Source organism: uncultured Georgenia sp. (assembly GCF_937958535.1).
Classification (GTDB): Bacteria; Actinomycetota; Actinomycetes; order Actinomycetales; family Actinomycetaceae; genus Oceanitalea.
In genome coordinates, this window is the sequence record NZ_CALGNQ010000012.1 from 1 (window position 1) to 5,838 (window position 5,838).

4 protein-coding genes are annotated in these 5,838 nt (G+C 76.8%); 3 read left to right on the forward strand and 1 reads right to left on the reverse strand.

Annotation, left to right across the window (positions count from 1 at the left end; translation table 11 throughout):
• Window positions 1-130 precede the first annotated feature (130 nt).
• From Q0195_RS00365 to Q0195_RS00375, 3 genes are all read left to right on the forward strand, one after another.
• Window positions 131-709, forward strand: a complete 579-nt coding sequence (locus Q0195_RS00365) for a PH domain-containing protein (protein WP_299273045.1) — start codon at window positions 131-133, stop codon at window positions 707-709.
• Window positions 706-2,277: a PH domain-containing protein gene (locus Q0195_RS00370; protein ID WP_299273047.1), complete on the forward strand. Its 1,572-nt coding sequence runs from the start codon at window positions 706-708 to the stop codon at window positions 2,275-2,277. Before Q0195_RS00365 ends, Q0195_RS00370 begins: the two co-directional genes overlap by 4 nt.
• A 186-nt stretch (window positions 2,278-2,463) precedes the next feature.
• Complete coding sequence (locus Q0195_RS00375) at window positions 2,464-3,534, forward strand: AI-2E family transporter (protein ID WP_299273049.1); 1,071 nt, start codon at window positions 2,464-2,466, stop codon at window positions 3,532-3,534.
• Window positions 3,535-3,716: 182 nt separating this feature from the next.
• Here the strand turns inward: Q0195_RS00375 and Q0195_RS00380 are convergent.
• On the reverse strand, window positions 3,717-5,838 hold a 2,122-nt coding region (locus tag Q0195_RS00380), incomplete at its 5' end, for an FAD/NAD(P)-binding protein (RefSeq protein ID WP_366518064.1).

A 5,838-nucleotide genomic window follows, 5' to 3' on the forward strand; every position in this document is an offset into this window, starting at 1 on the left:
AGGCGGAGGCGCCGGGGCGCCGGCTCAGCACGGAGGCGGAGGCGCGGGGCGCCGGGTCCACCTCGCGGCGGAGGGCCTGCCCGGCCGGCGCCCCGTACGGTGAAGGGGCACCCTGAAGGAGGACCCGCCCGTGCCCGACACCGGACCCCCGATGTCGCCCCCTGCCCCCACCTCCCTCGCCGAGCCCGCGGCGGCCGCAGCAGGGCCGCCCACCGGCGACGCCGCCACCGGCCCGCGCCCGCCGCGTCACCGGGTGGCGCCCGCGGCCCGCACCTACTGGCTGCTCTCCCGCGCCACCTGGCTCCTCCTCGGCTGGGTGGCCACGCTCGTGCCCGCGGTGCTGTGGGAGCCCGGCCGCCCCTGGCTGCTCGGGGCCGCGGCAGTGCTCACGGTCCTCCTGCTCCCGGCCGTCGCCGTCGCCCCGTGGCTGCGCTACCGCACCCACCGCTGGGAGGCGACCGGGACCGCGGTCTACTCCCGCACCGGGTGGCTCGCGCGCGAGTGGCGCATCGCGCCGCTCTCCCGGGTGCAGACCGTCGAGGCCAAGCGCAGCCTCCTGCACCGTCTCCTCGGGCTCGCGGCGGTCTCGGTGACCACCGGCTCCGCGCAGGGCGCCGTCGTCATCGAGGGGCTCCCCGCCGACGTCGCCGACGCCCTCGTCGGTGAGCTGACCGACGCCGTCGCCCGCACCCGGGGGGATGCCACGTGACCACCCCGGACGTGGCCCACGACGTGGTGGCCGACCTCGGCGTCGACCCCGACGGCCCCGCCGGTCAGGGCCCCGATGCCGCGCCGTGGCAGCGGCTCGACCCGCGCATCGTGCCGGCGGCCCTGCTGCGGATCCTGCCGCGGCTCGTCCCGGCGGCCGCGGGCTGGTGGTTCTTCACCACCGACAACGTCGCCACACGGACCACCGTCATCACCCTGGCCGTGCTCGCCGTGCTCAGCCCGCTGGCCCGGGCGCTGAGCTACGTCACGGTGCGCTACCGGCTCGTCGACGACGAGCTGCAGCACACCACCGGGCTGCTCGTCCGGCGCACCAACCGGGTGCCGCTGCACCGCATCCGCACCGTCGACATCACCGCGCCGCTGAGCAACCGCGTCTTCCGGCTCGCCGTCCTGCGCGTCGGGACCGGGGGCAACGCCGTCCTCGGTGAGGGCACGGTGGTGCTCGACGGCCTGCCGCGGGCCGCCGCCCTCCACCTGCGGGCCGAGCTGGCCCGGCAGGCCGGCCCGGACGTCACCTCCCAGGTCGCTCCGACCGTCCGCGAGGACGCCGACGGCGCGGTCGTGCAGACGTTGCGCCGGCGCTGGGTGGTCTACGCGATGGTCGGCACCTCGCTCATCGCCGGGCCGCTGTCCCTCGTCGGCTTCGGCTACGGGGCGGTCTCGCTCGTGGGCCGGGAGGAGTGGGTCGGTGACCAGCTCGCCGCGCTGCTCGACCGCGTGCCATGGGGGCTGTGGGCGGTGGTGTCGGCCGTCCTCGTCGTCCTCGTCGGGCTCGCTGCGGGGGCGCTGACCTTCACCGAGGCGTGGTGGGGCTACCGGCTGGTCCGCGAGCCCGGCGGGCGCTTCCTCGCCACCCGCGGTCTGCTCACCACCCGCTCGTTCACCGCCGACCAGGACCGACTGCGGGGTGTCACCGTGACCCGCCCCCTCCTCGCCCGGCTGCTCGGCGGCGCCCGGCTGTCACCGGTGATGACCGGCCTGAGCCTGCAGCAGCTGATGACCGAGAGCGCGACCATGCTGCCGACCACCACGCGGGATGTGGCCGTCCGGGTGGCGAACGTGCTCCTCGGCCGCACCGTGCTGGACGAGGAGGTGCTGCCCCCGTCCGGGCCGCTGCGGCGCCACCCCGGGGTCGCCCGCCGCCGCGCGGTGGTGCGGTACCTGGTGCCGGCCGCGGCGGTGGCCGTGGGTGCCGGCGCCGGTGCGATCGCGGGCTGGTGGGGCTGGTGGCTGCTCCTGGTCCCGGCCGCGCTGGTGCCGGTGGGCGTCGCCGCCGGCGCGGCGTACTACCGGGCGCTCGGGCACCGGCTCGAGGGCGACCACCTCTACCTGCAGCGCGGCTTCTTCAACCGGCGCACCGACGTGCTGCAGGTGCGTGGCATCAACGGCGCCCGGGTACGGCAGAGCCCCGTCCAGCGCCTGCTCGGCCTCGCCACCCTCACCGTGACGACGGCGGCAGGCGAGCAGGGGTACACCGGCGTCGACCTCGCGCTCGCCGACGCCGCGGCGCTCGCGACCGCGGTCACCGGGGAGCCGGTCACGACCTGACGGGGCGCCGCCCTCGGGGAGGCGGGAGCCGTGCGCCGCTCGCACGTCGCGGCACCGTCGCGACGACGGCACCCGGCCACGACCTGACGGGGGCCGGCCCCGGGCACGTCCCGGCGGTGGCACGAGCCGTGAGCTGCGCACGACGTCCGCCTGTCGCGGCGGTCGTGGCGGGTCGATACTCCTGCCATGGCACCGGACGATGCCGCGGTCGTCACCTGGGGCCGCCGCGCCTGGACGGCGATCGGCGTCATCCTCCTCGCCGTCGGCCTGGTCTACGTGGCGAGCCAGGTGAGCCTCGTCCTCACGCCCTTCGTGCTGGCGCTCTTCCCGGCGGCGCTGCTCGACCCGGTGGCCGCCCGGCTGCGGGCCACACGCATCCCCGACGCCGTCGTCGCCCTGCTCATCCTGCTCGTCCTGTTCGCCGTGGTCGTCGCCGCCGGCGCCTTCATCGGGGCGGCGCTGGTGGACCAGGTGCCGCAGATCGTCGACGCCGTCGTCGCGGGTCTGGACCGGCTGGAGACCAGCGTGGACTGGTCGGTGCTGCCGGGTGACGTCGGCGGGCTGCGCGACCTCGTCACCGGGGCGGGGGCGGCGCTCACGTCCGGGGCGGCGCTGAGCCGGGGGCTCCTCGCCGCCGAGGCCGTCGGCAGCTTCGTCACCGGCCTCGTCCTCATGGTCGTCGTGCTGTTCTTCTTCCTCAAGGACGGGCGGCGCATCTGGCAGGCCTTCCTCGACCTCGTGCCCAGCCGCTACCAGGCCCGGGTCGACGCCATGGCCGCCCAGTCGTTCTGGACGCTCGGTGCCTTCTTCCGCGCGCAGCTCCTCGTCGCGCTCGTCGACGCCGTCTTCATCGGGCTCGGCCTGCTGCTCCTGCGGGTGCCCCTCGTGCTGCCGCTGAGCGTGCTCGTCTTCGTCGGGGGGCTCTTCCCGATCGTCGGGGCGTTCCTCTCCGGCACGGTGGCGGTCGCGGTGGCGCTCGCGGACCGCGGGCCGGTCGTCGCGCTGGCCGTGCTCGGCGTCGTCGTGCTCGTCCAGCAGCTCGAGGGCAACGTGCTGGAGCCGTACATCCAGGCCAGGATCATCTCCCTGCACCCACTGGTCATCATCCTCGCCGTGACCACCGGGGGGATCCTCATGGGGATCCTCGGGGCGTTCCTCGCGGTCCCGGTCGCCGCGGTGGTGGCACGGCTGCTCGACCACCTGCGGGGACGCCCGCCCGCCGCCGGTCCCGCCGACGACGGCCCGGAGCCGGCGTGAGCCGTCCCGCTCGCCGAGGCTGCGGGGAAGCCCGCCTCCTGACGTCGCGGGGCGCGCGGGGGAGTGGGAGCCGGTGCCGGCGTCGGCGCATGCGCGGCCGCGGGGAGCCGTTGGGGGCGCCCGCCGCCGACCCGGCCTGGGACGCGTAGGCCCCGCTGCCCAGCCGGAGGCGGCCGCCGCGCTCAGCCGACCGGCACGCGCTCCCGCACGAGCTCGAGCACCTGGGCCGCCGCCCGGTCCGCCCCTGCGATGAGCGGGGAGGGCACGCCGGGCGTCGCGCCGATGGCCGATCCGGGCTGGACGTCACCGGCCGGGATGCCGATGACGATGACCTGCGGGTCGGGCCGCCCCCCGGCGTCGACGAGGTGGAACTCCTCCGGGGTGCAGTCCAGGCTGCGGGTGCGCACCACGCTGCCGTCCGGCGCGGTGCGCGCGTGGAGCCGGGCACGGCCGGAGTCGAGGAGCGAGCGGAGCAGCGGGTCGTCCGTCACGTCCGCGTGGCCCTTCGACATCCGCGTCTCGACGAAGGCGCGCACGCGGTGCTCCCGGCCCACCACCTGGGTGCGCGCGACGAACCGGCCGTCCTCCACGGTCACCGTCAGCCCCTCGCCGAGCAGCTCGACGACGCCGGCCCGCACGAGCGCGAGCAGCTGCGCCGTGCGCTCCGGCGGTGGGCCGGAGGCGAGGGCCAGGCCCAGCGCGTCGAACCAGCCGCGCACGTCGCGCGTCACCGACGCCGGGTGGATCGCCCCCGCCCGGACGAGCCCGGCGACCTGACCGCGCAGCACGGCCATCGCGCGGTTGACCGCCGAGCGCGGGCTGGCGAACGGCCGGGTGATCGACTCGTGCTCGGCGGCGACCCACTGCCGCGTCCATGCCCGCCACTGCTCGGGCAGCGGCCGGTGCACGTCGGGCCGGTCCAGCCGCTCGACGTCGAGCCACCGCTCGGGGGCCACGACGACGTCGCGCACGAGGGCGTTGAGGTCGGCGAGCTCGGTGGCCGCGATGCGGTCGAGCAGGTCGGCGGGCAGCTCGCCGTCGTCGGCCACCACCGACGGCACGGTCGTCGGGTGGTGCTGCACCAGCGTGGTCAGGTGCGCGACGACGAACTCGCGCGCGAGCTGGGGCCACACGTCACGGACGAAGTCCTGGTCGGGCACGGTGGCCGCCTGGGCGAACCACTCGCGGGTGGCCAGGCGCGGGACGTACCGCGGCGGGAAGCCGCCGTACCAGGACTTCGAGCGGTAGGGCAGGCCGCGGCGCGAGCCGACGAGCAGCCGGGGCTCGCGCCCCGAGGGCAGGTAGGTGAGGTCGAAGGGTGAGTCGCCGGGGACGAACCGGCCCCCGCGGCCGGCGGTGAGGACGGCGACGACGTCGAAGAAGTTCGCGCCCAGCCCCGCGACGACGACGTCCTCACCGGCCGGGACGACGTCCCAGTCCCGCTCGGCGGGCATCCCGGGCTCGACGTAGACCAGCCCGTGCCGCTCGGCGGCGGCGATGCGCTCGCGGGTCTCGGGGGAGCGCTGCGCCTGGATCATCCCCTGGGCGAGGACGACGGCGCGGGTGCGGACCACCCGGCCGTCCGCCAGCCGCACGGTCCGCAGGGCGCGGGCCGGGTCGGCCTCACCGGTGGACCTGCCCGCCGTACCGGCGTCGCCGCCGCTCTCGCCCGCCGGGTCGATCCCGACCACGGTGCCGACCACGGCGGTGAGCTCGACCCCGCCGCGGGCGAGGATCGCCTCGAGCTGCTCGCGGAAGTACACGCCCTGGAGGCGACGGGTGGGGTAGGACCACGGCTCGACGGCCGCGGCCTCCGCCACCACCCAGTCCGGGCGGGGGCCGGCGCTCCACCCGGCGGACGGCGGCGCCGTCACCCGGGGCGCCCCCGCGACGACGTCACGCGCCCACTGGACGAGATCGGGGCCGGGGGTGACCGGCCCGCTCATCGGGGTGGAGTCGTCGGGGTAGATCGTCGTGTGGCCGCTGTAGGTGTTGTTGAGCAGCTCGGGGCTCTGGTCGGTGCGCCATGTCGCCCCGGCGCCCACCTCGAACCGGTCCACGACGACGACCCGCACCGGCCGCTCGGCGCTGCCGCGGGCGGTCAGCCGCTCGACCACCGAGACCGCGCGCGGGCCGCCGCCGACGATGACGAGGTCGACCTCGGCCGCCCCCGCCGCGTCGGGACGTGCGCTGTCGGTGGGACGTGGGCTGTCGGTGGGAAGTGCGCTGTCGCTGGGAAGTGGGCTGTCGGTGGGACGTGGGCTGTGGGTGGGACGTGGGCTGTCGGTGGGAGGGGGGTTCTCG

Bases quoted from the DNA above. Each gene is read 5' to 3' on its own strand.
- Q0195_RS00375 (WP_299273049.1), top strand. From the start codon at position 2,464: ATGGCACCGGACGATGCCGCGGTCGTCACCTGGGGCCGCCGCGCCTGG.